This is a genomic window from Janthinobacterium sp. EB271-G4-3-2 (assembly GCF_020858035.1).
GTDB classification, from domain to species: domain Bacteria; phylum Pseudomonadota; class Gammaproteobacteria; order Burkholderiales; family Burkholderiaceae_D; genus Janthinobacterium; species Janthinobacterium aestuarii.
The window spans coordinates 271,863-297,266 of sequence record NZ_JACYMG010000006.1; the positions used below are offsets into that span (position 1 = coordinate 271,863).

At 64.8% G+C, this 25,404-nt stretch carries 23 protein-coding genes and 1 tRNA gene; 14 read left to right on the forward strand and 10 right to left on the reverse strand.

Annotated features, from left to right (window positions below; translation table 11 throughout):
- Positions 1 to 2 precede the first annotated feature (2 nt).
- Positions 3 to 2,765: an Hsp70 family protein gene (locus IGS55_RS15230; RefSeq protein ID WP_230516343.1), complete on the forward strand. Its 2,763-nt coding sequence runs from the start codon at positions 3 to 5 to the stop codon at positions 2,763 to 2,765.
- 129 nt (positions 2,766 to 2,894) lie between these two features.
- Here the strand turns inward: IGS55_RS15230 and IGS55_RS15235 are convergent, their stop codons facing one another.
- From IGS55_RS15235 to IGS55_RS15245, 3 genes are all read right to left on the reverse strand, one after another.
- Entirely contained in the window at positions 2,895 to 3,293 is a 399-nt protein-coding gene (locus IGS55_RS15235; protein ID WP_051991803.1) for a GFA family protein, read from the reverse strand.
- A 62-nt stretch (positions 3,294 to 3,355) separates the two neighbouring features.
- Positions 3,356 to 4,924 (reverse strand): CHASE2 domain-containing protein, encoded by a 1,569-nt coding sequence (locus IGS55_RS15240; RefSeq protein WP_230516344.1) that lies wholly within the window; start codon positions 4,922 to 4,924, stop codon positions 3,356 to 3,358.
- Positions 4,925 to 5,018: 94 nt separating this feature from the next.
- Positions 5,019 to 6,347 (reverse strand): serine hydrolase domain-containing protein, encoded by a 1,329-nt coding sequence (locus IGS55_RS15245; protein WP_230516345.1) that lies wholly within the window; start codon positions 6,345 to 6,347, stop codon positions 5,019 to 5,021.
- Between the two features lie 225 nt (positions 6,348 to 6,572).
- Here IGS55_RS15245 and IGS55_RS15250 point away from each other — a divergent pair, with 225 nt between their 5' ends.
- Positions 6,573 to 7,715 (forward strand): sigma-54-dependent Fis family transcriptional regulator, encoded by a 1,143-nt coding sequence (locus IGS55_RS15250; protein ID WP_230516346.1) that lies wholly within the window; start codon positions 6,573 to 6,575, stop codon positions 7,713 to 7,715.
- 143 nt (positions 7,716 to 7,858) lie between these two features.
- Entirely contained in the window at positions 7,859 to 9,667 is a 1,809-nt protein-coding gene (locus IGS55_RS15255) for an NAD(P)/FAD-dependent oxidoreductase (RefSeq protein WP_230516347.1), read from the forward strand.
- Between the two features lie 385 nt (positions 9,668 to 10,052).
- Here IGS55_RS15255 and IGS55_RS15260 read toward each other — a convergent pair whose 3' ends face one another.
- Positions 10,053 to 10,619, reverse strand: a complete 567-nt coding sequence (locus IGS55_RS15260; RefSeq protein WP_034756709.1) for a YceI family protein — start codon at positions 10,617 to 10,619, stop codon at positions 10,053 to 10,055.
- Between the two features lie 463 nt (positions 10,620 to 11,082).
- Between IGS55_RS15260 and IGS55_RS15265 the strand changes: the two genes are divergently transcribed.
- The 4 genes from IGS55_RS15265 (at position 11,083) to IGS55_RS15280 (ending at position 14,198) form a co-directional block, all read left to right on the forward strand.
- On the forward strand, positions 11,083 to 11,544 hold the full coding sequence (locus tag IGS55_RS15265; RefSeq protein WP_268991855.1) for a YbaN family protein: 462 nt from the start codon (positions 11,083 to 11,085) through the stop codon (positions 11,542 to 11,544).
- Positions 11,545 to 11,868: 324 nt separating this feature from the next.
- A complete protein-coding gene (locus tag IGS55_RS15270) occupies positions 11,869 to 12,678 on the forward strand; it encodes a methionine ABC transporter ATP-binding protein (RefSeq protein ID WP_139089807.1) in 810 nt (269 codons plus the stop codon).
- On the forward strand, positions 12,671 to 13,345 hold the full coding sequence (locus IGS55_RS15275; protein WP_230516348.1) for a methionine ABC transporter permease: 675 nt from the start codon (positions 12,671 to 12,673) through the stop codon (positions 13,343 to 13,345). The genes IGS55_RS15270 and IGS55_RS15275 overlap by 8 nt, the downstream gene beginning before the upstream one ends.
- Positions 13,346 to 13,370: 25 nt before the next feature.
- A complete protein-coding gene (locus IGS55_RS15280; protein ID WP_230516349.1) occupies positions 13,371 to 14,198 on the forward strand; it encodes a MetQ/NlpA family ABC transporter substrate-binding protein in 828 nt (275 codons plus the stop codon).
- Between the two features lie 78 nt (positions 14,199 to 14,276).
- On the opposite strand, the gene IGS55_RS15285 is transcribed toward IGS55_RS15280, so the two are convergent.
- On the reverse strand, positions 14,277 to 14,894 hold the full coding sequence (locus tag IGS55_RS15285; protein WP_128142591.1) for an OmpW/AlkL family protein: 618 nt from the start codon (positions 14,892 to 14,894) through the stop codon (positions 14,277 to 14,279).
- 357 nt (positions 14,895 to 15,251) lie between these two features.
- On the opposite strand from IGS55_RS15285, the gene fur reads away from it, so the two are divergent.
- The 7 genes from fur (at position 15,252) to IGS55_RS15320 (ending at position 19,967) form a co-directional block, all read left to right on the forward strand.
- Entirely contained in the window at positions 15,252 to 15,692 is a 441-nt protein-coding gene (gene fur / locus IGS55_RS15290; RefSeq protein ID WP_034756687.1) for a ferric iron uptake transcriptional regulator, read from the forward strand.
- Positions 15,693 to 15,773: 81 nt separating this feature from the next.
- Complete coding sequence (locus IGS55_RS15295) at positions 15,774 to 16,139, forward strand: MerR family transcriptional regulator (protein WP_230516350.1); 366 nt, start codon at positions 15,774 to 15,776, stop codon at positions 16,137 to 16,139.
- Positions 16,140 to 16,198: 59 nt separating this feature from the next.
- Positions 16,199 to 16,789, forward strand: a complete 591-nt coding sequence (locus tag IGS55_RS15300) for an NAD(P)H-dependent oxidoreductase (RefSeq protein WP_230516351.1) — start codon at positions 16,199 to 16,201, stop codon at positions 16,787 to 16,789.
- A 232-nt stretch (positions 16,790 to 17,021) separates the two neighbouring features.
- On the forward strand, positions 17,022 to 18,179 hold the full coding sequence (locus IGS55_RS15305) for a SpoIIE family protein phosphatase (protein ID WP_230516416.1): 1,158 nt from the start codon (positions 17,022 to 17,024) through the stop codon (positions 18,177 to 18,179).
- A 65-nt stretch (positions 18,180 to 18,244) separates the two neighbouring features.
- Positions 18,245 to 18,802 (forward strand): SiaB family protein kinase, encoded by a 558-nt coding sequence (locus tag IGS55_RS15310; RefSeq protein WP_034756676.1) that lies wholly within the window; start codon positions 18,245 to 18,247, stop codon positions 18,800 to 18,802.
- Between the two features lie 22 nt (positions 18,803 to 18,824).
- The gene (locus tag IGS55_RS15315; protein ID WP_230516352.1) at positions 18,825 to 19,223 is read left to right on the forward strand and encodes a DUF1987 domain-containing protein; all 399 of its coding nucleotides are present in this window, start codon (positions 18,825 to 18,827) and stop codon (positions 19,221 to 19,223) included.
- Between the two features lie 3 nt (positions 19,224 to 19,226).
- On the forward strand, positions 19,227 to 19,967 hold the full coding sequence (locus IGS55_RS15320) for a GGDEF domain-containing protein (RefSeq protein ID WP_046683987.1): 741 nt from the start codon (positions 19,227 to 19,229) through the stop codon (positions 19,965 to 19,967).
- Between the two features lie 10 nt (positions 19,968 to 19,977).
- Here the strand turns inward: IGS55_RS15320 and IGS55_RS15325 are convergent, their stop codons facing one another.
- The 5 genes from IGS55_RS15325 to fdhE form a co-directional block, all read right to left on the reverse strand.
- Positions 19,978 to 20,691: a substrate-binding periplasmic protein gene (locus tag IGS55_RS15325; protein ID WP_230516353.1), complete on the reverse strand. Its 714-nt coding sequence runs from the start codon at positions 20,689 to 20,691 to the stop codon at positions 19,978 to 19,980.
- A 158-nt stretch (positions 20,692 to 20,849) separates the two neighbouring features.
- Positions 20,850 to 20,945: transfer RNA gene (locus tag IGS55_RS15330), tRNA-Sec, on the reverse strand.
- A gap of 20 nt (positions 20,946 to 20,965) precedes the next feature.
- Entirely contained in the window at positions 20,966 to 22,921 is a 1,956-nt protein-coding gene (gene selB / locus IGS55_RS15335; protein WP_230516354.1) for a selenocysteine-specific translation elongation factor, read from the reverse strand.
- Positions 22,918 to 24,327, reverse strand: a complete 1,410-nt coding sequence (gene selA / locus IGS55_RS15340; RefSeq protein WP_230516355.1) for an L-seryl-tRNA(Sec) selenium transferase — start codon at positions 24,325 to 24,327, stop codon at positions 22,918 to 22,920. The genes selB and selA overlap by 4 nt, the downstream gene beginning before the upstream one ends.
- Positions 24,324 to 25,391, reverse strand: a complete 1,068-nt coding sequence (gene fdhE / locus IGS55_RS15345; protein ID WP_442908165.1) for a formate dehydrogenase accessory protein FdhE — start codon at positions 25,389 to 25,391, stop codon at positions 24,324 to 24,326. The genes selA and fdhE overlap by 4 nt, the downstream gene beginning before the upstream one ends.
- Positions 25,392 to 25,404 lie beyond the last annotated feature (13 nt).

Here is a 25,404-nt window from a genome sequence, read left to right on the forward strand (position 1 = left end):
GCATGCGCGGCGCGAAGGTGCAGCCGGCCTTCCTGGTCGGCATCGACCTGGGCACCACCAACACGGTGGTCGCGTATGCAGATGCTGCCGATACGCAGGCGGGCATACAGCTGTTTCCCATCGAGCAGCTGGTCGCTCCCGGCGAAGTGGGCGCACGCCCGCTGCTGCCCTCCTTGCGCTACCACCCTGCCGCCGGTGAACTGGCGGCGGGCGACTTGCAGCTGCCGTGGCGACAGCAAGACGTCGATCACGCCGTGCTGGGCGCCCTGGCGCGCCAGCTGGGCGCCCAGGTACCAGGCCGGCTCGTTTCCAGCGCAAAGAGCTGGCTGTCGCACGCGAACGTGGACCGCCAGGCACCCATCCTGCCGTGGGGTGCCGATGCCGACGTGGCCAAGGTCTCGCCCGTGGCGGCCAGCGCCAGCTACCTGGCCTACGTGCGCGCCGCGTGGAATCACCGCTTCCCGCATGCTCCCCTGGAGGAGCAGGAACTGGTGCTGACCATCCCCGCCTCGTTCGACGAGGGTGCGCGCGCACTCACCCTGGAAGCGGCCCGCATGGCGGGTTTGCCAACGCTACGATTGGTGGAAGAACCGCAGGCCGCCTTTTATGACTTCCTGCAGCGCCGGCGCGCCACCCTGCGTGCGGACCTGGCCGACACGCGCCGCATTTTGGTCTGCGACGTGGGCGGCGGCACCACGGATTTCAGCCTGATCGACGTGGCCTTCGATGACGACGGCGAACCGCAGCTCACGCGCAGCAGCGTGGGCAACCATTTGATACTCGGCGGCGACAATATGGACCTGGCGCTGGCGCACCTGGTGGAAACGCGCATGGCGGCAGGCAGCGAAGGCGGCATGAAGCTGTCGGCCGCGCGCTTGTCTCAACTGATGGAGCGCTGCCGCGCCGCCAAGGAATTGCTGCTCTCCAGCGACGCGCCCGACAAGGCCACCGTTACCCTGCTGGGCGCGGGATCGCGTTTGATCGGCGGCAGCCGTTCCGCCGACATCACGCGCGAAGAAGTGGCGGCCATGGTGGTCGATGGTTTCTTCCCGAAGGTGGAACTGGGCGACACAGCGAAAAAAGGCCGCGCCGGCATCGTCGAATTCGGCCTGCCGTATGCGCAGGACGCGGCCATCACGCGCCACCTGGCCAGCTTTCTGCAACAGCATCAGGGTGCATTGCCCGACACCCTGCTGCTGAACGGCGGCGTGTTCCGCGCTGGCGCGCTGGCGCGCCGCCTGGCCGAGACCCTGGAACACTGGCGGGGTCAGCCCCTGACCATCCTGCATAACGATAACCCCGACGTGGCCGTCGCCCGTGGCGCCGTCGCCTACGCGCTGGCGCGACGCGGCCAGGCGCCACGCATCGGCGGCGGCTCGCCGCGCAGCTATTTCCTCGTGCTGGGCGAAGCGGGCAAGGACCACCGCGCCGTCTGCATCCTGCCCCGCGGCAGCGCCAGCGGCGAAGAAATCCGCCTGATGGAGCGCCTGTTCGCGCTGCGCCTGGGCCGTCCCGTGCGCTTCCACCTGGCCACGTCCCTCTTTGAGTCGGGCACGCCGCCGCAACTGGGCGAGATCGTCGATCTGGACGCCGGAGAATACCTGCGCCTGCCGCCGCTGGCCAGCGTGCTGCAAGCGGAAAGCGGCGAGAAGCGCGACATCACCGTGCAGCTGGCAACCGTCATGACGGAAGTCGGGACGTTGGAAGTGCACTGCGTGGCCGCAGCCGATGCCGGCCAGCGCTGGCTGCTGGAATTCCAGTTACGCGCTGGTAAGGAAGAGCAAGGCGATGGCGAGGCTCAAGCCGTTTCGCCACGCATCAAGGAAGCGGTCGAAAAGATCGAGCGCATCTTCGGCGGCAAGGCGCAAAAGGTCGAGACCAAGGAAGTGCGCCAGCTGCGCCAGCACCTGGAACGGGGACTGGGCGGACGCGAAAGCTGGGATACGCCGCTGCTGCGCCAGCTGTTCGATGCCCTGATGCTGCGCGCCCGCGGCCGGCGCCGCTCCGCCGAGCATGAGCGGGTCTGGCTGAACCTGACCGGCTACTGTTTGCGCCCCGGCTATGGCGATACGCTCGATCCATGGCGCATCGAGCAGCTGTGGGCCCTGTTCGACACGGGCGTCCAGCATCACAAGGATAACCAGGTGTGCGCCGAATGGTGGACCCTGTGGCGTCGGGTGGCCGGCGGCTTGAGCACGGAGCAGCAATTGCGCCTGCTCGACGACTTCGCCTTCAACCTGCAAGCCGACGCGGCCCAGCGCGGCAGCCGCCCCGTCACCCTGGTCAACGGCAGCGACGACGACATGCTGCGCCTGGGCGCCTCGCTCGAACGCATCCCCGGCGCTTACAAGGCCGAAGTCGGTGTCTGGCTCATCAAGCGGCTGGAGAAAGCCGGCCGCGAAGCGGCGGACACGAACACCCTGTGGGCGCTGGCCAGGGTCGGCGCGCGCCAGCCCTTCCACGGCAGCGCGCACGAAGTGGTCGACAGCGCCACCGTGGCCGACTGGCTGCACGTGCTGCTGGCGCTGGACTGGAAAAAGACGGAACCGGCGGCGTTTGCCGCTACCCACCTGGCACGCATGACGGGCGACCGCTCGCGCGACATCGGCGACGCGCTGCGCGCCACTGTGCTGACCCGCCTGAAAGCCGTGGGCGCCCCACCGCTGTGGCAGGCCATGGTCAGCGAAGTGACGCAGCTGGACGAAGCGAATACCAAGCGCATGCTGGGCGAGGCGCTGCCGCCGGGGTTGAAGCTGATAGGCTGACATCATTGATCACGTAGGTCGGATTAGCCCGGAGGGCGTAATCCGACAACATCGTCGGCAGCACCTGTCGGATTACGCGCTTGCGGCCTCGGCGGCCCCCACTAATCCGACCTACTTGCCACAAGCCATTTATCCCTCGCTACGCGCCCCGCGATACCGTGGCAAGCCGTCGGCCAGCTTTACCCACTCCAGCTGCGTGTCCGTATAGATATGGCTGTGCGGCGGCAAGCGCCCTGGCTCATCGAGACTGCCAGTGGTCAGGCCGACCTCGTCCGGGTCGCGCTCATCCTCGAACGTCAGCTGCGTGCCGCAGCGGGGGCAAAAACTGCGCGTGCAGTGTTCGCTGGACGCATACGGTGTAGCCTGCCCCTGCAGCCAGCGAAAATTCGCCCTCGGCACGCTGAACCAGGCGACAAACGGCGCGCCCGACGCGCGGCGGCACATCGAACAATGACAGGCCGTTTCATGGAAGGCGCCCGTGCCCGCTTCGTAGCGCACGTCGCCGCATAAACATCCTCCGCTCAGCATGGCATCCTCCTGCAAATGAAAAAGGCGCCCAGTTTAGCGCCGCCGCGGCGCCATGGTTTGCGCTAGATCAGGGCGACGATCAACAGCAGCACCGCCAGCGGCGCCTGCACCAATACGATGCCCGGATGCGTGCGGCGCAGCTGGGCCCACACGGACAGACCCGGCACTTCCTCGTGCGGATGGTGGGCTTCGTCGCGCAGCGACATCGCGTGCAGGAACATGCCGGCGATCAGGGGGCCGGGGTTGACCCACGAGCCCTGCTCGAGCAAGCCGCGCGACAGGTAGATGGCCAGCGCGCCGATGGCAAGCGGCGAGGCCCATACGAGCGCCAGCATCAGCCGGATGCCATAGAATTCCGCCAGGGTGCCCACGCGGTGCAGGCGGCTGAAATCGTGGTCTTCCATGCGCTTGTCGATGGCCAGCTCGGCACGGCCGTACAGGGTCCACAGGCCGCCGAACAGGCAGCCCAGCAGCACGCCGATGACGATGTCGGCCACGAACACCGCATATTTGTTGACGTCGGCCGTGCCGATGCCCAGCGACGTGTGGGCGGCCGCGTGCAGGTGCAGGCCGGCCTGCTCGCCTTCGGCCGTCGTATAACGGTCGCGCACGTCATAGGTGCTGCCGATATACACGACGTCCTTGCGCGGTGATCCGGCAGCCACGCCGGCCTGGCCATCGACCAGTTTGACGCGCGTGCGCGTGGGGTTGAGGAATTGCGGCGCCACGGCGGCCGGGTGAAACGGCGCGGTGACGGCGTTCTGTTCGGCCGCCGCCTTGGCGTCGCCGCGGATGACGGGTTCGAACGCCCGGCGCGCCAATGTCTTCTCGCTGCCCGTGCGCCGCGCCAGCTGGCACACGCGGCCGGCCAGCGCCACCACTTCCTTTTGCTCGGACAGGGCGGCCGGCATGGGCTGCTGCTGCTCCTGCTCGTCGGCGCCATGTGCCAGCTCGAAAGCCACGGCCGCCAGCACGGGGCTTTTCAGCTCGATGCGCGTGACGGCGCCCATGCGTTCGCGGATGCGCGGGCTGGCGAAGTGGATGCCGGCCGCGCAGCGCGCGCGTATCCACGGCAGGTTCGCGTTGCGGTCCGATTGTTCGGGCAGGACCAGCACCAGCTTCCGTCCCTCGGCGGCCAGCCGGTCGAGCAGGCTGTCCAGCGGCCGCTCGCCCGCCTTGTGCTGCTCATATACGGCCGGCGCCAGGTCCAGGTCGATGGCCAGCACCTTGCTGCCGCGCGCGGCGGCGCTGGCGATCAATTGCTCCAGGCGCGAGCGCTCCAGCGGTTCGCGTTCGTCGAAGACCTGTTCGAACGCGGGCTGGTCGATTTCAATGATGCCGGGCCGGTAGGCGGCGCCCGGGTCCTTGCCCCGGTTCAGCAGCTGCCCCTGTTCCGCGCTGGCGCGCAACATGGCCGCATCGAGCCATTCGAGCACGTGAAAACCTTCCAGCACCAGCATCAGGGCGGCGATCAGGCTGGCGCCGATCACGTGGTGCAGCAGGTGCGTGCCCGTCAGTTTGAAGGCAGAGCCCAGCTGGACGGCCGGCCACAGCAGGCGCCGCCAAAGCGGCGGGCGCGGTTGATCCGGCTGGCTGGTTTCCACGGTGCGTTCCCCTTGCGTGCGTTGCATGAATTATCACTCAGGAAACAAATGATGACGAAAGGACAGTATATTGCAGTTGTGCCCGTTCCGCCGCACGGCTGGCACGGTCCAACCTGGCAGCCTACTGCGGCCTGGCCAGCAGCAGCTTGCCCAGCGCTTCGAAGGCTGGCGTGGTGGTCGGGTCGTTGGCCGCATTGGCCGCCGTCGGCGTGGAGGCGAAACGCACGATCACCATTTCCGCCTTCGGATCGATGTAGATGCGCTGGCCGTACACGCCGCGCGCCATGTAGGCGCCATGGTCGTTATGCGTGACCCACCACATGTCGCGGTAGCTCCAGCCCTTGAGCAAATCGTAACCGCCCCTGGCGAACAGCTGCTTGTCGCCGCCACGGCGGATATCGTCGACGGCCGCCTTCGGAATGATTTGCTGGCCGTTGTAGCGGCCATCGTTGCGCAGCATCTCGCCAAAGCGGGCCAGGTCGCGCAAGCCCGCGCTCAAGCCGCCGCCGGCAAACGGCGTACCCGTCGAATCGACCGACATGTAGCCATCCTGCTCGGCACCCAGCTTTTGCCAGACATGCTCGGACAGGTAGTCGTTGACGCTCTGCCCCGTGACCCTGGCGATGATCCAGCCCAGCACGTCGGAATTGACCGTGCGGTAACCGAAGCCCTCGCCATGTTTTCCCTCATGCCGCACCGTTTGCAGGTACTCGAAATAGCTGCGCGGTCCCATGTAATCCTTGGGCTTGGGCAGCGGGTTGCCGGCCGCCGCGTGCTGCCACACTTCCGCGTTCGGGTCGGCGTAATCTTCGCTGAATTTCAGGCCCGTGGTCATATCGAGCACCTGGCGCACGGTGGCGTCGCCAAATGCGGATTTGGCCAGTTCCGGCACGTAATCGGCCACCTTCCTGCCCGGATCGAGCTTGCCTTCGGCCACCAGGGCCGCGCCGATCGTACCCATCACGGACTTCGTTACCGACATGGCGCCATGCTGGCCGCCCTCCTTCAATACGCCGAAATAGCGCTCATACACGATGCGGCCCCGGTGCAGCACCACGATGCCGTCCGTGTAATTGGCGCCCAGCGACCGCTCCCAGGTCATGGTGTCCTTCGCGCCCAGGGGCGTGAAGCGCAGGCTGTCGATGTCGTTGCGCAGCGCGCGCGGCAAGGGCACGGGCGCGTTCAAGCCGCGCGCCACCGCCACCGTCGGCATCAACTGGCGGAAGTGCGATACGCTCCAGCGCAGCTGCGGGAAATTGAAATAGCTGCCATCGTCGAAGCGGATGATTTTATCGGCCGGCGGCGGCGCGCCCACCATCCATTGCAACGTGGCCGGGTCGCTGGCGGCCGCCGACAGCGGCGCCGTCGTCTCTGCCGCCTGGGCACCGGCGGCCAGCGCCAGGCACGCTGCGGCCAAAGCCAGGCGGCGGGTTGGTGGCAGTATCGTCATGCATTTCTCCTGTCATGGCTGGCGCCCGCGGCGGCGCTCGCTTCATGCGATGCATGCTAACAGAGAAACTTTTTATCTTGTCCTGCGGCATCCTATTGTGCGGGCCACGCGCTGAGACGAACGTCTCACGCGCGCGCCATGCTGCAGCGCAGGATGCACGGTCCCGCGCTTCGTGCTAAAAACGAAAACATCATAAAAAACAGACACGAGACACTGGAGAGCGCCATGCCCTACGTCCGCCAGACCAGCCATATCGACCGCGTGCGCGACCTGATCGCCGGCCGCATCGTCAATCCAGGGGCCGATACGGCCAGGCTGGCGTCGTCGTACCGGCGCTCGCTCGACGATTACCGGCTCGACCCCGCTTCCACCACGGGGCCGCGCATCCTGACGGGGGCCGAACTGCGCGCCATCCAGCAGTCCGAGGAAAATTTTCTGCGCTCCACGGGGCAGTGCCTGCCGCGCCTGCACGCCATGGTGCGCGAAGCGGGCTACTGCGTCATCCTCGCCAATGCGCGCGGCGTGACCATCGACTACGTGGTCGACACGGACCAGCGCAAGGACTTCAAGAAGGCGGGCCTGTATCCGGGTTCGTGCTGGTCGGAGGAAGAGGAAGGCACGTGCGGCATCGCCTCCGTGCTGCTCGACCACGAAGCCATCACCGTGCACAAGACCGACCATTTTCGCGCCGCGTTCACGGGTTTGACCTGCAGCGCCGCGCCGATCTTTTCGCCGCACGGCGACTTGATCGGCGTGCTCGATGCGTCGGCCTTGCGTTCGCCCGATGCGCGCGACAGCCAGCGCCTCGTCAAGCAGCTGGTGCGGCAAGGCGCGACCCTGATCGAGGACGGTTTTTTCCTCAAGTCCTACAGCCATTGCCGCATCCTGCTGGCGCACCGCAACCGCCACTTCGTGGAAGTGCAGCCGGAGATGCTGCTTGCCATCGACGAACATGGCGACATCGTCGCCGCCAACCGCTGCGCGCGCGACGTCATCGGGGGCCTGAACACCCTGCCGCGTCCCGTCGCCGAGGTGCTGGAAGTGCGCGCCGAGAGGCTGTTCGATGCGCGCGCGGGACGCAGTCTGCTGTCCCTGCGCCTGGCCGGCGGCGGCACCTGGCTGCACGCCCGCGTGCGCGCGCCGCTGCGACCGGCCAAGGCGCGTCCGCGCGCCATGCGCGAGGCCACCGTCGCGCAAGACGTGGTGGCCTACACGGCGCCGGAACTGGCCGAACGCACGCGCATCGTCCACGCCATGAACGCCGCCAAATGGCGCCCGCTGCAGGCGGCCGCCATGCTGGGCATCTCGCGCGCCACCCTGTACCGGCGCCTCAAGCAGCTGCACATCGTGCCACCGCACCGGCAGTGATGCGAAAAACGGGCTGAGACTTCCGTCTCAGGAGCGGCCATGCTGCGCTGCGCAATGCGGCGCCGGAACGCCAGTGTTACAACATCGTCAGCGGCAACACAGCCGCATCCCATCATAAAGTCAGCAGACTTGGAGGAGACACGATGCAAACCGATATCAACCCGCACGACCTGGCCGTGGCCGGCATCCTGGAGCAGCTCGAAGGCTTTCTTCGCGCCAGCGACGGCACGGGCGCCGCGCAACTGTTCGAACAGGATGGCTACTGGCGCGACCTGGTGCTGTTTACCTGGAACCTGAAAACCCTGGAGGGGCGCGAGCAGATCGCCGCCATGCTGGCCGCCCAATTGGGCGCCGTGCAGCCCGTCTCCATCCGCATCGCCGACGGCGAGCATGCGGTGGAAGCGGGCGGCGTGCTGCAAAGCTGGATCACGGTGGAAACGAACGCGGCGCGCGGCGTGGGCTTCATCCGCATCCGCGACGGCAAGATCTGGACCCTGCTCACCACCATGAGCGAATTGAAGGGTTTTGAGGAAGCCAAGGGCGGGCGGCGGCCCATGGGCGCGGAACACGGGGCGCGCACCAACCGCAGCAGCTGGCTGGAAAACCGCGAGCAGGAAGCGGCGGAACTCGGTTACGCGCGCCAGCCTTACTGCGTCATCATCGGCGGCGGCCAGGGCGGCATCGCGCTCGGTGCGCGGCTGCGCCAGCTGAACGTCCCCACCATCATCATCGAGAAAAATGCGCGCCCAGGCGACAGCTGGCGCAAGCGCTACAAGTCTCTGTGCCTGCACGACCCCGTCTGGTACGACCACATGCCGTACATCCCGTTTCCCGACAACTGGCCCGTCTTCACGCCGAAGGACAAGGTCGGCGACTGGCTGGAGATGTACACCAAGGTGATGGAGCTCAATTACTGGGGCTCGACGTCATGCGAGTCGGCCAGCTTCGACGAGGCCAGCGGCGAGTGGACGGTGCAGGTGCTGCGCGACGGCCAGCCCGTCACCCTGAAGCCGAAGCAGCTGGTGCTGGCCACGGGCATGTCGGGCAAGGCGAACATGCCGAAGTTCAAGGGCATGGACGTGTTCCAGGGCGAGCAGCAGCACTCGTCGCAGCATCCGGGACCGGACGCCTACGTGGGCAAGAAAGTGGTCGTCGTCGGCGCGAACAATTCCGCGCACGATATCTGCGCCGCCCTGTGGGAAGCGGGCGTGGACGTGACCATGGTGCAGCGCTCGTCGACGCACATCGTCAAGTCCGATTCCCTGATGGACCTGGCGCTGGGCGACCTGTATTCGGAACGGGCGCTGGCGGCCGGCATGACGACGGCCAAGGCCGACCTGACGTTCGCCTCGATCCCGTACAAGATCCTGGCCGACTTCCAGAAGCCCGTCTTCAAGGCCATCCGCGAGCGCGATGCGGATTTTTACGCGCGCCTGGAAGAACGGGGCTTCATGCTCGACTTTGGCGACGACGATTCCGGCCTGTTCATGAAATACCTGCGCCGCGGCTCCGGCTACTACATCGACGTGGGCGCCTCGGAACTGGTCGCCGACGGCAAGATCAAGCTGAAAAGCGGCGTCGGCGTGCAGGAACTGAAAGCCCATTCCATCGTGCTGTCCGACGGCACGGAACTGCCGGCCGACCTGGTGGTGTACGCCACCGGCTACGGCTCCATGAACGGCTGGGCGGCGGACCTGATCTCGCCCGAGGTGGCGAACAAGGTGGGCAAGGTGTGGGGCCTCGGTTCCGCCACAACGAAGGACCCGGGCCCCTGGGAGGGCGAGCAGCGCAATATGTGGAAACCCACGCAGCAGCAAGCGCTGTGGTTCCACGGCGGCAACCTGCACCAGTCGCGCCACTATTCCCAATACCTGTCGCTGCAGCTGAAGGCGCGCATGGAAGGGTTGAACACGCCCGTGTATGGGCAACAGGAGGTGCATCACCTGGCATGATCGTCTTGCATGTCGGCTTATGTCGGATTACGCGCGGCTTTGCCGCGCTCATCCGACCGACTGTCGAAAAAGCGGTGGATTTTGGCCCGCCGCTTCTTGCTGCACCTGCAAAACCACGTAGGTCGGATTAGCGCGCAAGCGCGTAATCCGACACAATGTTGGCGCATGCCGGATTACACACGAAAAAAATGGCGGCGGACCGAAGTCCGCCGCCATTTTTGGTTTGCAGTGATATCTGTTCAACACCACACAAACGTCTGACACAAATCGTAGCGAGCGGCGATGATTTGCGGCCAAGAAGCGCAACCGTGCTTGCACGGGGCCGCCGAGGCGGTAAGCATCGCAGGCCGCAAAGCGCGACGCGCAGTCGATTTTGTCACACGTTTTACTGCTTGATCGCTTCGATCGCGAATGTCAGGGTGACGTCATCGCTGACGGCCGGCGCATATTTGCCGGCATTGAATTCCGAGCGCTTGATCTTGGCCGTGGCGTTGGCGCCGCAAGCGTCTTTTTTCAGCATCGGGTGCGGTGCGCAGGCGAACGAGGTGACGGTCAGAGTCACTGGCTTGGTCACGCCTTTCAGGGTCAGGTTGCCTTCAACGGAGGCCAGCTTGTCGCCGTCGAAATTGAACTTGGTCGATTTGTAGGTAGCGACAGGATACTTGGCCGTGTCGAGGAAGTCTTCGCCCTGGATGTGCGAGTTGAACAGGGTCGAACCCGTGTCGACGGACTTGGTATCGATCAGCACTTCGACGGCGCCCGTCTTGGCGGCGCGGTCCAGCGTGACCTTGCCGGTGGTGTTATTGAAACGGCTTTGCTGCGTCGAGAAGCCCATGTGGGTGTACTCGAAACGGGGGAAAGTGTGGCTGCCATCGATGACATAGACTTCTGGAGCGGCAAAAGCGGACAGCGAGAAGCCGGCGGCGGCGATAAAAGCGAGCAGTTTTTTCATAATGGATTCCTGTAGGAGTGGAGGATGTCAAAACCGCAAGCAGCTGCAGGCGGGAAGCGCTGCGGCTGATTGTCTGGCTTCAGTTGCAACAGATTATGCATGGCAAGAAGATCGATGTAAAACGGAAAATATGCCTAGTTAGCATCGAAAAAATCGATAATAAAGGCAATGATGTCCATGACAGCGCCTTCTGCTGCCGATTATTGTCTGCATTGCCCAAAATATCCAGCGTTATCAAAGCCATAGATGAGAATGATTCTTGTTATTATTCTTTGCAATGGTTATCATCACGGCCCTGGCGGGCATGCAGCGGCGCCTTGATTCATCCATAATAGAGCAGAACACAGCACAGAAAAAACATGACGGCCACCCGCCACACCCGCCACGATATGCGCACCTTGAACGCCCATCCCACCGTCTCCCCGCCCCGCAGCCAGGGCCTGACCGCCGGCGCCCTCGCCTGATGCGGGAGCCGCACGCCCAGCCGCCACTGCGCGAAACGCACGGCATACGCCTGCGCCGCTGGGCCTGGACCGCCGCCGGCGCCCTGATGGTGCTGCTGGGGATCATCGGCGCCATGCTGCCCGTCATGCCGACAACGATTTTCCTGATCCTCGCCCTGGCCTGCTTCAGCCGCGCCTCGCCGCGCCTCGAGCACTGGCTGCTGCACCATCCCCGCTTCGGTCCGCCGCTGCGCCAGTGGCGCGAACACCGCGCCGTTTCGCGGCGCGGCAAGGCCATGGCTTGCCTGGGCATGGCCATCGGCTTTGTCGCCATGTGCCTGGGCCACCCGCCGTGGTGGGTCATCGCACTGGTGGGCGCCATGGAAATCGCCGTCCTCGTCTACCTGCTGCGGCGCCCGGAAGGCGGCCCTGCCGCCAGCGGGGCAGAATCTGCCCGGGAAGAGGGCAATGGCGGGCAGTAAACCGCCCTGCCCGCATTCAAAAAACGGCAAGTGAGCTGAACTGCACATAAAAGCACTGCGATGCATCCGCGGAGAGCGGCGAACTTTTCACCAAGATACGGCTCCCCCGCCCCCGTCCACGTGATTAAATTCGGCAAGAACGCCGCTTTCCCGCTTTTTCAACCAGCAAACAGGCACATAGACATTATTTGCATATTCAAAGCAAGATTCTGTCGTAGGAGTAATAACACGATCGGAGGTATACTACGCAACCGACGTAACAGGCTGGGCGATTTGGCCCCTGCAAGCGCGCCTGTCACGGTCCAATAAAAAAGGAAACACTGCATGACCACACCACACCGTACGCCGGTGATTCGCATCGATGGCGCGAACAAGACCTTCGCGCTGCCCAAAGGCGAACAATTCCACGCGGTCAAATCGGTCACGCTGGAAGTCTATCCCGGTGATATTTTCGGCCTGATCGGCAAGAGCGGCGCCGGCAAATCGACCTTGCTGCGCCTGATTAACCTGCTTGAGCGTCCTGACAGCGGCACCATTACCGTGGCCGGGCGCGAACTGACACGCCTGGGCAAGAGCGAATTGCGCGACGCGCGCCAGAATATCGGCATGATTTTCCAGCAGTTCAATCTGCTGCAAAACGCCAGCGTGTTCGACAATGTCGCCTTTCCCCTGAAAATCCATGGCACGACCAAGGGCGAGCAGATCGCCGCCAGAGTCGAGGAATGCCTGGCGCTTGTCGGCCTGTCCGACAAGCTGCACAGCTATCCGGCGCAATTGTCCGGCGGGCAGAAGCAGCGCGTGGCGATTGCCCGCGCCCTGGCCAGCCATCCCGACGTGCTGCTGTGCGACGAGCCGACGTCCGCGCTGGACGCGGAAACGACGCGCGCCCTGCTCGACACCCTGCGCGACATCAATGCGCGCCTGGGTGTGACCATCGTCATCGTCAGCCATGAACTGTCGGTGCTGGGCGCCATCTGCAACCGCGTGGCCGTCGTGGAAAAAGGCGCCATCGCCGAACAATTCGATTTGAGCGACACGGCCACCCCGCGCAAGACGGCGCTGGGACGCGAGCTGGCGTATTACGGCACCGAGGCGTTTGAAGCCACCGCATGGAAGGATGCAACACATGTTTGAAGAATCGATCAATAACGTCATCAACCTGCTGCCGGAAATCTGGGTGGCGCTGGGCCAGACCATGACGATGCTGGGCATCGGTCTCACGGCCGCCATCCTGGTCGGCGGCCCGCTGGGCATCTTGCTGTTCCTCGTCTCGGAAGGCCAGTCGCTGGAAAACCGCCCGCTGTCGACGATTCTCGGCTGGCTGGTGAACACCGTGCGCAGCTTCCCGTTCATCATTTTGCTGGTCGCCCTGACGCCGTTTACGCGCATCATCGCGGGCACCTCGATCGGCCCGCTGGCGGCCAGCGTGCCGCTGTCGTTCGCCGCCATTCCCTACCTGGCACGCCTGGTGGAACAGAACCTGCGCGAAGTGCCGCGCGGCGTGATCGAAGCGGCGCACGCCATGGGCGCGTCGGAAATGCAGATCATCTTCCGCGTGCTGCTGGTCGAAGCGCGCTCCGGCCTCGTGCTGGCGCTGACCGTGCTGTCGATCAGCTTCCTGTCGTATTCAGCCGTGGCCGGCGTGGTGGGCGGCGGCGGCATCGGCGACCTGGCCATCCGTTACGGCTACTACCGCTTCGAGACGGACATCATGGTCGCCACCGTAGCCATCCTGATCGTGCTGGTGCAAACCATCCAGTTCGCCGGCACGCGCATCGCCAAGCGCCTCGACAAACGATAATTCAAATTCAGAAACAAGGACCTGCATGAACCACCTTCGCCGTAATTTGCTCCTGGCCGCCGCCAGCCTGGCCTTCGCCACCGCCGCCCACGCCAAGGACCCGAAAGAACTCGTCATCGGTACCAGCTCCGGCCCCTATTCGGACCAGCTGAAGCTGGGCATCAAGCCTATCCTGGAAAAACAGGGCTACAAGGTCAAGATCGTGGAATTCAACGACTATGTGCAGCCGAACTACGCGCTGGCCGAAGGGTCGCTGGACGCCAACGTGTTCCAGCACATCGTCTACCTGACCAAGTTCGCCACCGATAACAAGCTGCCATTGAGCTCATTGATCACCGTGCCGACCATGCCGATCGGCCTGTACGGCGGCAAGCAAAAAACGCTGGCCGACGTGAAGAACGGCGCCACCATCACCATGCCGAACGACCCGACCAACCAGGCGCGCGCGCTGGTGATGCTGGCCAAGATGGGCTGGATCAAGCTCAAACCGAACGTCGACCCGCTGCGCGCGTCCGAGCGCGACGTGCTGGACAACCCGAAGAAGCTGAAACTGGTGCCGCTGGAAGCGGCGCAGCTGCCACGTTCGCTGGCCGATGCCGACTACGCCTTTGTGAACGGTAACTTCGCCCTGGCCGCCGGCATGAAGCTGACCTCGGCCCTCGCCGTGGAAAAAATCTCGGACAGCTATATCAACCTGGTCGCCATCCGCACGGCCGACAAGGGTAAACCATGGGTGAAGGACCTGGAAGCGGCCTACCGCTCGCGCGCCTTCCTCGACGCGACGAACAAATACCTGGCCGGCTACGAAAAAACGGACTACCAGCTGGCGCTGGAAAAGACGCTGAAAAAATAAACGGCGTGCACCAAACGTAAAAAGGACGGCCAAGGCCGTCCTTTTTTATTGTCCGCGCCTTGCGGGCGCCATCACTATTTAGAAGCGGTAGCCCACGCCTACGCCGATCAGGACAGGATCAACCTTGACTTCGCTGATCTTGGCGCCGCCGGCCAGTACGTCGCTGCGGATCTGCACTTTCTTGATGTCGAAGTTCAGCGACCAGTTTTTGTCCAGTTTGTAATCGACACCGGCTTGCAGCGAGTAGCCCCAGCTGTCATGTTCCAGACGGCCGGCGCCGTTCAGCAATTTCACGTCCGAGATATTCGTGTAGTTGATGCCGGCACCCACGTAAGGGCTGAACTGTTTTTCAGGCATGAAGTGGTATTGCAGCGACAGGGTCGGCGGCAAATGCTTGAAGGTACCGATCTTCGTGCCGGACAAGGTGACGTCATGCTTTTGCGGATACGTCAGGATCAGCTCGGCAGCGATGTTCGGGGTGAAGAAATACGAAATATCAATTTCGGGAATCGTCTTGCTGCTGACATGGATCGTGTCCGATGCGCCAGTGCCAAAGACCGGCGTGGATTTGTTGGCCGGATCGAGGTGCACGGCGCGGGCACGGACCAGCCATGGGCTTTCCTGTGCCATTGCGTTGCCGGCGAATGCGCCGATGGCGGCCAGGACGATTGCTGCTGCAGTTGCGGACTTTTTCATTCTAGTTCCCTCTTTTTGTCGTTAAGTAACGCTGCGAAGTCTAAGAGTGCGCTGCAACAAAAACTTTGATCCACATCAAATAGTGCTAGATGGCATCACTAGAGGCATTTTTTCCTTTGCCCAGGTCAAGAAAATGCGGCAATGCAGCGTGACCGCTTGCATGGCCTCCATTTCGGCGCGCAATGCCGGCATATGTTGCCCGCCACGCAATCACTACTTGCGCCGATGTCACTGGTTGGCAGGTCAGCTAGCCAGCATAATATTTCCAGTTCGCACGATACAAATGAGAATAGTAATGATTATCATTTGCGATATAATGAATGACCTCGCTCAGCGATTACAAAAGGAATGGGAGACATGGATATATTGAGGGAACTGCGTGAATCGGGCTTGAAAGTGACCATCCCCCGCTTGCGGATTCTGCAGCTGTTTCAAGAAGGCACGATCAAGCACCTGAGCGCGGACGATGTCTACAAACTCTTGTTGGCCGAAAAGATCGACGTGGGCCTGGCTACCATCTACCGCGTGCTGATGCAATTTGCCGAAGCGGGCATTCTGTTTCGCCGCCACTTCGAATCGGGCCACGCCGTCTTCGAACTGAACGAAGGCCAGCACCACGACCACCTGGTCTGCACGGGCTGCGGCAAGGTCGACGAATTCGTCGATGAAGGCATCGAACTGCGCCAGAATGAAATCGCCGCCGAACGGGGCTTCGTGCTGCATGAGCATGCGCTGTCGCTGTACGGCACCTGCGCCGAATGCACGGCGAAGAAAGTCCCGCCGCGCAAAGCGTCCTGAGGCAGCACACAAGCTAGCGCCAGGCGGCCCGCCTGCGCTACACTGCGTGCGCCGTGACTCGATAAAAGGACAAGAACAAGCATGTACATCGGAGAAATCGCCCGCCTGGCGGGCACCTCGCCCAAGGCCTTGCGCCACTATGAAGCGCTGGGCTTGCTGGGCGACGTGCGCCGTTCCGGCGCCTATCGCGTCTACACGCAGCAAGACCTGGCGCAGGTCAAGCTGATACGCCAGGCGCAAGTCCTGGGCTTCCGCCTGGCCGAACTGCTGCCCGTCCTGGCCGGCGACGATACCGACTGGGCGGCCCTGTCGCGGCACATCGCCGCCAAGCGCGCGCAGGTACAGCGGGATATCGCCCGCCTGCGCCAGCTCGATGCGCAATTGGCCGACATCGACACGGAAATCGGCGACTGTCTGGCACGCCAGCGCGCACAAGAGGCCGCTTGACTCTGCCCCCAGGGGCAGGCTTTAGCATGCAAGCTCTTCTTTAACGGACAGCCTGCATCATGACCAAGACGACACCCAAGCGCATTTTGATACTCCTCGGCCACCCGTCCAGCGACAGCTTTTGCGCCGCCCTGGCCGATGCTTACGCCGCCACGGCCCGCAGCGAAGGCCACACCGTGCGCGAACTGCGCCTGGGCCAGCTCGATTTCGACCCCATCCTGCACGAAGGCTACCGCCAGGTGCAGCCGCTGGAAGCGGACTTGCTGGCGGCGCAGGAAGCCATCAGCTGGGCCGAACACCTGGTGTTCGCCTACCCGATCTGGTGGGGCGGCGCGCCGGCCCTGCTGAAGGGCTTTGTCGACCGCGTCTTCCTGCCCGGCTTTGCCTTCAAATATCGCCCGGGCAAGGCTTTCCCGGCGCAGCTGCTGTTGGGCCGCACGGCCCAGCTGCTGGTGACGATGGACACGCCGCCCTGGTATTTCCGCTGGGTCTACCACATGCCTGGCATCCACCAGCTGCGCAAGACGACGCTGGAATTTTGCGGCATCAAGCCCGTCAAGGTGGCCAGCTTCGGTCCCATTTTGAACGCCACCGAGCCGCAGCGCGCGCGCTGGCTGGAACAGGCGCAGGCGTTGGCCCGGCGCCTGTAAGTTGCTTGCCATGCAGCCATCTTGCATACGGTTTTGACAAGCTGGTAATCAAGCCGTCATATTCAAAGGCTACCATGATGATATTGCCTGTTTGTCAGTCGCCTTGCTCTCGCGACAACAAGGGTCCGACCGTCATCTAAAGGTAGCCGCTGTGGAGTTCAACGCTTCTCGATTGCATCTTCCCCGTTATCGCACGTCCGTGGCGCTTGATCTGTGCGTTCCCACGGAATCCGTGCAGGCCGACGCCAGCAACTTCGCCGTGCTGGAACTGTTCACGGAGCGGCGTGACATGATGAGCCTGCCCGTCACGGAGCGGCACAAGCCCATCGGATTAATCAGCCGCAACATCTTCATGTCGCAGATGTCCAAGCCCTTCTATCACGAGGTGTACGGCAAGAAGAGCTGCATCGCCTTCATGGACAAGGAACCGCTGATCGTCGACGGCGCCATGAGCATCGAAGACCTCACCTTCCGCGCCGTGGAAGCGGGCGAGAAGGCGCTGGCCGACGGCTTCATCATCACCGAGGATGGCGCGCTGGCCGGCGTCGGCTTCGGCTTGCAGCTGATGAACGTGGTCGCCACCATGCAGGCGGAAAAGAACCGGCAGATCATGCACAGCATCGATTACGCCAGCGTGATCCAGCGCGCCCTGCTGCGCACCTCCGATGCGGAACTGCGCGCCACCCTGCCCGACGCGCACCTGGAATGGCAGCCGCGCGACGTCGTCGGCGGCGATTTCTACTTCTTCGAACGCCATGCGGGCGGCTGGTTCGCCGCCATCGCCGACTGCACGGGCCACGGCGTGCCTGGCGCCTTCATGACCCTGATCGCCTCGTCGGCCCTGAGCCAGGCCTTGCGCGAACTGGGACCGCACGACCCGGCCGCCCTGATCGGCGCCGTCAGCCGCGCCATCAAGACCTTGCTGGGCCAGGACGGCGCCAGCAGCAGCGAGGCCACAGGCCACGCAGGCTCGAACGACGGCATGGATTGCGCCTTTTTGTGCTACGACACGGCCAGCGCCAGCCTGCGTTTCGCGGGGGCGAAACTGGCGCTGCACGTGGTGGCGCCCGGCGAAGAGGCCGTGCGCGCCATCGATGGCGCGCGCATGGGCGTGGGCTATGTCGACACGCCGGCCGGCTACTGCTGGCACAACGAGACGCTCGCCCTTCCCGCCGGCAGCCTGCTGTTTCTCACCACCGACGGCTTGCTCGACCAGATCGGCGGCGCGCGCGACATCGCCTACGGCAAGCGGCGCATGCGCGAGCAGTTGCTGGCGCGGCGCGACGCTTCCGCCGGCGGCGTGGCGGCGGCCCTGCTGCAGGACAGCGCAGCCTGGCAGGGAGCGCAGCCGCGCCGCGACGACCTGACTTTTTTCTGTTTCCGCCTGTAGTTTGGGCGCCATCGCGCCACCTTATCAACAAGAAACCGGGTCACCGGCTAGCCAGGAGCACGCACGTGCTGTACGAAGAATTCAACGAGTTTTGGGATGTGGCCCGCAAGCGCAACATCATCTTTTTTTACGTGGGCTATTTCTCGCAGCACGTGGTGAACGCCATTTCCGAAACCATCAAGGCGCGCCTCGACACGGCCGGCGCGGCCGGACCCACGCGGCGGCGCATCTTTTCCTCGTTCATCGAGATGTCGCAGAACATCATGCATTATTCGGCCGACAGCCTGACGCCCGATGCGCAGCTGGACCAGCAGATGCGGCGCGGCTCGTTTTGCATCGGCACGCGCGGCGACAGCTTTTTTCTGCTGTGCGCCAACCCCGTCTCGACGGACAACGTGGCGCAGATCCGCGCCCGCCTGGAGCCGCTGCACACGATGACGATGGAAGAAATCCGCCTGGCCTACAAGAAGGCGCTGCGCGAGGAAGCGCCGGCCGACAGCAAGGGCGCGGGCCTCGGTTTTCTCACCATGGCGCGCGACGCCAGCGAGCCGCTGGAATTCGAATTCGTCCAGGATCCCCAGGAACCGGGCCACACCATCTTCTGCATCAAAGCCATCATTTGAAAGAGCCGACTCAGGAAAGCATATGCAATTACCGTCACCACTGTTCATCGCCGCGACTCCGAGTTCGCCCGAAATCGACTTCCGTTTCGAGCAGCACACCCTGTCGATCAAGGGCGAGTCGTATCCGGAAAACGCGGCCGCCTTCTATGGCCCGCTGATCGCCGCCGTGCGCGCCTACCTGGAAGGCTGCCGCGAGAGCACCATCACCGTCAACGTCTCGCTGGCCTATTTCAACAGCTCCAGCACGAAGATGCTGTTTACCCTGTTCGACACCCTGAACCAGGCGGCCGTCGATGGCAACCAGGTGCGCTTGAACTGGTATCACGACGAGGACGACGATACCATCCTGGAATTCGGCGAGGAACTGCGGCAGGACTTCACGGCGCTGGACTTCCACGACCATCCCGTGCAGGGCAGCTAGGGCATGCGCGCCGCCCTCTCCGAGTCCGGCCTGGAGCCCGACCTGTTCACCGTGGAAGCGGCAGCGCTGGCCGCCGCGCGCCGCATGCACGCCGACGCCAACGCCTCGGGCGCGGAACAGCGGCGCGTGCTCGGTGAACTGATCATCCACTACGAGCGGCTGATGCGCGAGACGCGGCGCCTGATCGGCCGCAGCGACCGCGCCGAGCGCGACATGCATCTGCTGAACCGCCAATTGCAGACCCTGGCCGGCCAGCTCGAATACCGCGCCACGCACGACCCGCTGACGGGCGCCCTGAACCGCGGCGCCGTGATCGACCACGCGTCGCGCTGCCTGGCGCAGGGCGACATGGCCCTGATCGTGCTCGATATCGACCTGTTCAAGCAAGTCAACGACGACTTCGGCCACCCGGCCGGCGACGGCGTGATCCAGGCCGTGGTCGACTGCCTGAAGGGGCTATTGGGACAGGAAACGGCCATCGGCCGGGTCGGCGGCGAAGAATTTTCCGTCGTCTGGCCCACCTCCTCGCGCGACGACGCGGCGCAAGTGGCGCAGCGCATCTGCGAGACCGTCGGCCGCCAGCGCCATGCGGCACCCATCACGCGCGCCATCACCGTCAGCGTGGGCCTGAGCTGGAACCGTGCCGGCACGCCGTTCGAGACGGCCTACAGCCATGCGGACCAGGCCCTGTACCAGGCCAAGCGCGAAGGACGCAACTGCGTGCGCCAGTGGCTGGAAAGCTGAAGCGGTGCGGCTAGCGTACCTGCTCGCGCGCCATGCTGCCATCGCGGCGCATGGCGGCCGCCGCGCGCTGCATGGCCGCCACCTGCGCCTCGGGCAATTGCTTGTTGCAGGCGAGGTAAGTCTGCACACGGTTAAAAGTCAGCAACGGCACCACCTTGCCCTCCCACTCCTTGCCGACGAAAGGCTTGCTGCCCACCGCCATGCCGACGGCCCACAGGTCGATACGCCCCAGCAGCAGCTTTTGCGGATTGAGCCACTCCTGCGTCACGGGCGCCACATTCATGCCGCGCTGGCGCAGGTAATCGTCGCGCGCGTCGCCGAGCACCGTGCCGATCACCAGGCCGCGCGCATCGGCCAGCGTGCGCAAGGTGAGGTGCCGCTCGGCCAGGCCATACAGTATCCATTCCGCTTCGTTGAGGGGGCCGATCCAGCGAAATTGCGCTTCGCGTTCCTGCGTGCGGCTGGTGGAGAAGATGCAGGTGTCGGCTTCGCGCAGCGCCTGCGCATACGCGCGCTTCCACGGCAGCAATTCGATGCTGTAGGCGATACCGGCACGCGCCATGATGCCGCGCACCTTGAGCGTTTCACGCCCCACGACGACATTGCCTTCCATCATGCTCGATGGTGGCAAATGCTCGCCGACGATGCGCAGGCCGGCCGCCGCGGCCAGCGTCGGCATCAGCAGCGCCGCTGCCAGCAGCCGTGCCATGCTTGCTTGTTTCATGCTTGCTTTCTTCTGCTACAGGGGATTCAAGCCGATGTTACCATCGGCCCGCAGCGGCATCGCCGCATAGGGGCAATTCAATCAACTATTTTCGGCAGCGTGGCAACAAGCCAACGCCAGCAGAACGTCATGCGGGAGGGGATGGGAGGAAAAATAACTGGCGGAAAACAGTAGGAGTCGAACCTACGGGAGAACGTCTGACGCCCTCCACCGGGTTTGAAGCCCGGCCACATCACCGGATGAGTGTGCTTTCCGCGGTGCCTGAGCTAAGTACTTAGCTGTTGGGCGAGGCTGCCGTATAGGACCACAGCGCTTGCGGGCGTAATAGATGCCCATTGCCAACACGGCGAGTATAACCGACGCGGTCGAAGAATTCCAAGACCTGGATCGCCCGCTTGCGGCCCAGGCCGCTGGCGTCGCGGAAGGTGGCCGCGCCCACGGCGCCGGAACCGGGCGCCAGGCGTTCGTCCAGTTCCGCTTTTTCGGTCAGGGTGCGCACCAGTTGCGCCAGCTCGGCCAGCGCCGCCTGGTGATAAAACAGATCGTGCACGACCTGGCTGATCTGGCCTGCCTTGGCAAGTTTGCGCAACAGCCTGCGCGTCTCGTCCTCGGCCAGGCCGAAGCTGCGCGCCAGGTCGCGCGTCCATGGCGGATCGGCTCGCCCCTGCTCCAGCGCGGCCAGCAAGGGTTCGGCCACCGCCTGCTCCTGCGGCGTCAATTCCACGCTGTGCGTCGGCAAGTGCAGGCTGGCACCGCGCGCCAGGAGATCGCCGCGCGCCAGCAAGCCTTCGACCAGATGGCTCCACAAGGCGTCTTCCATCTCCGCGTCAACGATGCGTTTCAGGCGCCACAATTCCGGCCCCGCCTCGTCGGGCGCGCGCGCGTGGAAGATTGCCAGAGCTTCCAGCACCCGCTCCTGCAGCGCCCGCAACGCCGGCGGCGCCACCAGCAGGGCGTCGCCGCCGCGCAGGACGATGCGCCGCGTATCGGGCGGCAGCGCCAGGGCGTCCGCCGGCAACAGGGACAGGCGCACCAACAGCGACTCGCGCAGCCCCAGCGGGCTTTGCGCCAGCAGGGCCGCATAGTCGCCGTGCGCGATGAACGCGGCCAGGGCACCGAGCCAGGCCAGCCTGGCCGGGCTGCGGCGCTTGCGCGCGGGACCGAACGGGTCGAGCACCATGCCGCCGCCCACGGTCTGCGTGGCTTGCGCATTGCGCACGACGAAGCGGTCGCCCGGCACGCCATGCATGGGGGCGTCGAACACCAGCTGTACTCTTCCCGTCTGTCCCGGCGACAGGGTCTCGCCATCGAGCATGACGGCGCGCGCCAGCTGGTGCGCCGCGCCCAGGTGCACGTGCAGCGGCGACCAGGCTTTCAGTTGCACGCCGGCATCGGGCAAGAGCGTCAGTTCCACGTCGAGGCGCTCGGAGCACTGCGCCAGCCCGGGCGCGACGATCCAGTTGCCCCGCTCGATGCGCTCGCGGTCGATGCCGGCCAGATTCAGCGCCAGGCGCTGGCCCGCCATGCCCGTTTCGGCCGCGCGGTTCTGCGCATGAATGCTGCGCACACGGGCCTGCGCGCCACCGGGCGCCAGCTGCAGCATGTCGCCCACCTGCGCGCGTCCCGCCAGCGCCGTACCGGTGACGATGGTGCCCTGCCCCGACAAGGTGAACACGCGGTCCACGCCGAGGCGGAACAAGCGCCGTTCATCGCGCTGCGGCAAGCCGCGCGCCGCTTGCGTCAGATGCGCCAGCAAGGCGGCCACGCCGGCATCGTCGTCGCGATGGGCGGCGGTGGGGAAAATCGGGCTGCCCGCCAGCGGCGTGCCGGCCAGCAGCGCTTCTATATCGGCTTCCACCTGCGCGACGCGGGCGCTGTCGGCGCGGTCGATCTTGGTCAGCGCCACGGCGCCGCGCGTCACACCGAGCAGCTGCAAGATGGCCAGGTGCTCGTGCGTCTGCGGCATGACGCCATCGTCGGCCGCCACCACGAGCAGGGCGAAGTCGATGCCCGTCACGCCGGAAGCCATGGTGCGGATGAATTTTTCGTGGCCCGGCACGTCGATCACGCCCAGCACGGTGCCGTCCGCCAGCGGCAGGTAGGCGTAGCCGAGCTCAATCGAAATGCCGCGCGCCTGCTCTTCCTTCAGGCGGTCCGTGTGCACGCCCGTCAGCGCGCGCGTCAAGGTCGTCTTGCCATGGTCGATATGGCCTGCGGTGCCGACGATCATGCGGACAACTCGGCGAGCTGCGCGATGAAGGCCGTCTCGTGCGCCGCTTCCAGGCAGCGCAAATCGAGCCACAGGGTGTCCTGGCCGATGCGCCCGATCACGGGGCACGGCAAGGCGCGCAAACGCTGTTCCAGCACACCCAGGGGATTGCTCAGGCGCGAGGCGGGCGCGCTGCGAATGGCCAGACCAAAACTGGGCAGCTGGTCGACGGGCAAGGCGCCGCTGCCGATCTGGCTTTTCATGGCTTCGGCGGTGACCACATAGGCGGCACCGAGTACGCTTTGCAGCAGCGGCAGCACGGTTTCCGCCTGCGCGCGCATGGCGCAAGCGGGACGCGTCAGCAAACGCAAGGTGGTCAGCCGTTCGGCCAGCAAGTCCGGCGCGCGGTACAGCTGCAGCACGGGAGCCAGTGCCGCCAGGGTCAGCTTGCCGACCCTCAGTGCACGTTTCAATGGGTTGCGCTTGATCTTCGCGATCAAGTCTGCCCGCCCGACGATGACGCCGCACTGCGGGCCGCCCAGCAATTTGTCGCCGCTGAAGGTCACCAGGTCGGCGCCCGCTTCGATGGTTTCGCGCACCGTCGTTTCATGCGGCAGACCGTACCGCGCCAGGTCGACCAGGGTACCGCTGCCCAGATCCACGGCCGTCGGCACGCCGTATTTTACGGCCAGCGGCACGAGTTCATCGAGCTCCACGCTTTTCGTGAAACCGGTAATCGCGTAATTGCTGCAATGGACCTTCATCAGCAAGGCCGTGTTCTCGTTTACGCCATTTACGTAATCGGCCAGGTGCGTGCGGTTGGTGCTGCCCACTTCGCGCAGCACGGCGCCCGCGCGCGTCATCACGTCGGGGATGCGGAAGGCGCCGCCGATTTCCACCAGCTCGCCGCGCGAGACGACGACTTCTTTATCCTGCGCCAGGGTATTGAGCATCAGCAGCACGGCGGCCGCATTGTTGTTGACGATGGTGGCCGCTTCGGCCCCCGTCAGTTCGCGCAGCAGTTCCTCGACCAGGTCGTCACGGTCGCCGCGCTTGCCCGTTTCCAGGTCAAATTCCAGATTCATCGGCCACTGCAGCGCTTCCACCACGGCTTGCACGGCCGTATCGGGCAACAACGCGCGGCCCAGATTCGTGTGCAGCACGGTGCCCGTCAGGTTGAAGACGGCGCGCAGCTGCGGACGCGCTTGCGCCTGCAACCGCTCATCCATTTGCGCGGCGATGGCGGCAATCGATGCGCCCTCCTCGCACACTGCGCCCGCCAGCATGGCCGTGCGCAGTTCGGCCAGCACGGCGCGCGCACAGGCCAGGGTCTGCACGCGGCCATAGCGCGCAATCAGGTCAAGGCAAGCCGCGTCGCCCAGGATGCGGTCTACCGATGGCAGGCGCACGGTTTGCCCCGTCGTCATGACGGCTGACCCTCGTTGCCGTCGCTTTTGCCCAGCCACAGCAGCGGGTTGCCACTGGCGCGCTGGTAGCCCGCTTCGCCCACCAGCAGATCGAGCATCAGGCTGGCCAGGTCGTCGGCCAGGGGTTCGACGTTGTAATCGTGTTCCTGGTTGAAGACTTTTCGATAGGTATGGCAGTCGTCGCAGGTTTCCGCGCGCGCCACCTTCTTCGGATCGTTCGCCTTGTTGGGCAATTTGTCGTCCTTGGCCGTCACGGGATCGAACGGCTTGGCATCGGCCGCGTCCAGGCCCTGGTAGGCGATCTTGCCATTCTGTTCGCAGGTCGAGCACTTGACGCGCACCATATGCCATTCGCTTTCGCAAATGCCGCAGTGCAGGTAGCGGTAGCCCTGCGACTGGCCGCCGATGCGGATCACGCTGGCGACCGGGTGCGAACCGCAGACGGGACACAAGGTGCCCGTTTCCAGGTCCGGCACGCGCGCGGCGCGCAGTTCGCTGGCCGACACCGACCATAGAATTTGCAGGGCGGCCGCGACGAATGGCGCATGCATGGGATTGAGGTTGTCGCCGTTTTCATCGAGCACGGCATCGGCGCAGGCGTCCAGCGCTTGTGCGTCGAGCGCGCGCAGTTGTGCCAGCACCTGAGTCAGGCCGCCGGACAAGGCCGGCTGGCTTGCCGCCGTGGCGGCCAGTTCATCGAGCAGGCTGGCGAAAATGTCGCGCCAGACGGGTGGGCGGGCGCCGCTGACGGGCAGCACCGGCATGCGGTGCTGGATGGCGCGGCGCAGCGCGTCGGGATCGGCGGCAGGCACGGCGCCGGGCGCCAGTTTTCCCACCACGGCCGCCTGCGCATCGGCCAGCGCGGCCATCAGCACCAGGTAGCCCTGCATGCCCGCGTCGACGGGGATGCCCTTGATCTTACCCTGCGCCAGTTCGCGCAGGCGCAAGGCGCGCGCCGTAAACAGGCCGCCAGGCTGCGGCAGCAGCAGGCGCGGAATCGCGTTGTGGTCCAGGCCTTCGATTTCGCCTGGCTGAAGAATACGTTGTACCAATGGAGTTCCCATCAAAAAAAGGGGA

What these genes read in the sequence shown, in the direction of transcription:
- IGS55_RS15230 (WP_230516343.1), top strand. Translation starts at nt 3, where the DNA reads ATGCGCGGCGCGAAGGTGCAGCCGGCCTTCCTGGTCGGCATCGACCTG.
- IGS55_RS15235 (WP_051991803.1), bottom strand. Translation starts at nt 3,293, where the DNA reads ATGCTGAGCGGAGGATGTTTATGCGGCGACGTGCGCTACGAAGCGGGC.
- IGS55_RS15240 (WP_230516344.1), bottom strand. Translation starts at nt 4,924, where the DNA reads ATGCAACGCACGCAAGGGGAACGCACCGTGGAAACCAGCCAGCCGGAT.
- IGS55_RS15245 (WP_230516345.1), bottom strand. Translation starts at nt 6,347, where the DNA reads ATGACGATACTGCCACCAACCCGCCGCCTGGCTTTGGCCGCAGCGTGC.
- IGS55_RS15250 (WP_230516346.1), top strand. Translation starts at nt 6,573, where the DNA reads ATGCCCTACGTCCGCCAGACCAGCCATATCGACCGCGTGCGCGACCTG.
- IGS55_RS15255 (WP_230516347.1), top strand. Translation starts at nt 7,859, where the DNA reads ATGCAAACCGATATCAACCCGCACGACCTGGCCGTGGCCGGCATCCTG.
- IGS55_RS15260 (WP_034756709.1), bottom strand. Translation starts at nt 10,619, where the DNA reads ATGAAAAAACTGCTCGCTTTTATCGCCGCCGCCGGCTTCTCGCTGTCC.
- IGS55_RS15265 (WP_268991855.1), top strand. Translation starts at nt 11,083, where the DNA reads ATGCGGGAGCCGCACGCCCAGCCGCCACTGCGCGAAACGCACGGCATA.
- IGS55_RS15270 (WP_139089807.1), top strand. Translation starts at nt 11,869, where the DNA reads ATGACCACACCACACCGTACGCCGGTGATTCGCATCGATGGCGCGAAC.
- IGS55_RS15275 (WP_230516348.1), top strand. Translation starts at nt 12,671, where the DNA reads ATGTTTGAAGAATCGATCAATAACGTCATCAACCTGCTGCCGGAAATC.
- IGS55_RS15280 (WP_230516349.1), top strand. Translation starts at nt 13,371, where the DNA reads ATGAACCACCTTCGCCGTAATTTGCTCCTGGCCGCCGCCAGCCTGGCC.
- IGS55_RS15285 (WP_128142591.1), bottom strand. Translation starts at nt 14,894, where the DNA reads ATGAAAAAGTCCGCAACTGCAGCAGCAATCGTCCTGGCCGCCATCGGC.
- fur (WP_034756687.1), top strand. Translation starts at nt 15,252, where the DNA reads ATGGATATATTGAGGGAACTGCGTGAATCGGGCTTGAAAGTGACCATC.
- IGS55_RS15295 (WP_230516350.1), top strand. Translation starts at nt 15,774, where the DNA reads ATGTACATCGGAGAAATCGCCCGCCTGGCGGGCACCTCGCCCAAGGCC.
- IGS55_RS15300 (WP_230516351.1), top strand. Translation starts at nt 16,199, where the DNA reads ATGACCAAGACGACACCCAAGCGCATTTTGATACTCCTCGGCCACCCG.
- IGS55_RS15315 (WP_230516352.1), top strand. Translation starts at nt 18,825, where the DNA reads ATGCAATTACCGTCACCACTGTTCATCGCCGCGACTCCGAGTTCGCCC.
- IGS55_RS15320 (WP_046683987.1), top strand. Translation starts at nt 19,227, where the DNA reads ATGCGCGCCGCCCTCTCCGAGTCCGGCCTGGAGCCCGACCTGTTCACC.
- IGS55_RS15325 (WP_230516353.1), bottom strand. Translation starts at nt 20,691, where the DNA reads ATGAAACAAGCAAGCATGGCACGGCTGCTGGCAGCGGCGCTGCTGATG.
- selB (WP_230516354.1), bottom strand. Translation starts at nt 22,921, where the DNA reads ATGATCGTCGGCACCGCAGGCCATATCGACCATGGCAAGACGACCTTG.
- selA (WP_230516355.1), bottom strand. Translation starts at nt 24,327, where the DNA reads ATGACGACGGGGCAAACCGTGCGCCTGCCATCGGTAGACCGCATCCTG.
- fdhE (WP_442908165.1), bottom strand. Translation starts at nt 25,391, where the DNA reads ATGGGAACTCCATTGGTACAACGTATTCTTCAGCCAGGCGAAATCGAA.